We start from the raw sequence: 1,161 nt of genomic DNA, 5'->3' as shown, positions 1-1,161 counted from the left end.
TGCACAAAATGAGGTTCAGCGCCCATAAAATGGGCGGGAAGCAGCTCGGTCTGACATCAAAAAACGCATCTGCCGGCATCGCGACCGGCGATTACGCGGGATTTACCGGTAATTCGAGGTGCCCTGAAGTAAAAAGCGATAAAGCAATGATTTTTGTCATAGAGGATGGCTCAATTTCCACTGCTTTTCCATTTAACTCCCAACATCCACATTAATTGCAAACGAAGGATATATATGAACGAAGCAAACAAACTCATCTGCGATAGACTTGGCTTACCTGAACCAGGCCCATTTTCACAGGACTGGGAATATGAGCTACCCAAAACCTTCAGAACTACAGAGTGGGTGGAAAAATATATCACCTACTACCTAGAAAATTCGTGCTCAATGGGCGAAAAAGAAATAATGATGACATTATTGCTTGACATAGCAAATGGCTATGAAAAAGCATCCATCAACGAACTCCAAGTAAAACGAATTTTTGATTTGCTTATCAAAAATCATAAAATTCACTGGGATTTGATAGAGTATTGGACTGTTGAAGAAAGCTCATTAGAAGACGCATTTGCAATAACTCCAAAAATTAGAGCACTGAAATTGCGGTTGGAATCCGAGATGCAGAAAAAAAAATAATCCTCCACGGAGGAATTTCGCACTATCTCGACACGCAACGATATACTCTGAGCAACGCAGGGGATTTCATCGCACATGGGTTTTGTGGAATAAAATAGCAAAGCGGAAATGTGCGGAAATTGCCCTTCGCTCGGTTCCGGTGCTATCAATTAGCAGTGCCCATGCGAAGAATCCTCCAGATGGACCGACCTTTGCCCGAGTCATATCGGCGGCGCAGTCCTTCACATTGTTAACTTTAGCGAACAACATGCGGGGACCTCGAAAAACCGTAGCGAGCGGTGTAAATGTCGTCTGAGAAGCGCAGCCGTACGAAGGACGGTGAGCATCACAGGGCGAAAGTTGCGCCGCGCAGTAGGTTTTTCGAGGTCCCCATGCGTCTCCACGCTGGAGCGCCCTGCTTACTTCCGGCTCTGCGGAAACCGCAAGCGGTAATGCAGCCCTTCCCCCGGCGCACTGTCCACCTTGACCGACCCGCCCAGCGGCCCGGTCACCAGGTTGTACACGATATGCGCCCCCAGACCGCTGCCG

Annotated in this window: 2 protein-coding genes; both read left to right on the top strand. The window is 48.1% G+C overall.

The annotated features are described in order from the left end of the window. A partial coding sequence (locus tag F2P45_RS35840) for a hypothetical protein (protein WP_223164915.1) occupies positions 1–215 on the top strand: 215 nt, incomplete at its 5' end. 19 nt (positions 216–234) lie between these two features. Then, positions 235–633, top strand: a complete 399-nt coding sequence (locus F2P45_RS34240; protein ID WP_166882662.1) for a hypothetical protein — start codon at positions 235–237, stop codon at positions 631–633. The last annotated feature ends 528 nt before the right edge of the window (positions 634–1,161 follow it).

Source organism: Massilia mucilaginosa (assembly GCF_011682145.1).
Lineage (GTDB): Bacteria > Pseudomonadota > Gammaproteobacteria > Burkholderiales > Burkholderiaceae_D > Telluria_A > Telluria_A mucilaginosa.
The sequence above is the reverse complement of the archived record's forward strand: the minus strand, read 5'-3'. Positions and strand labels throughout refer to the sequence as shown.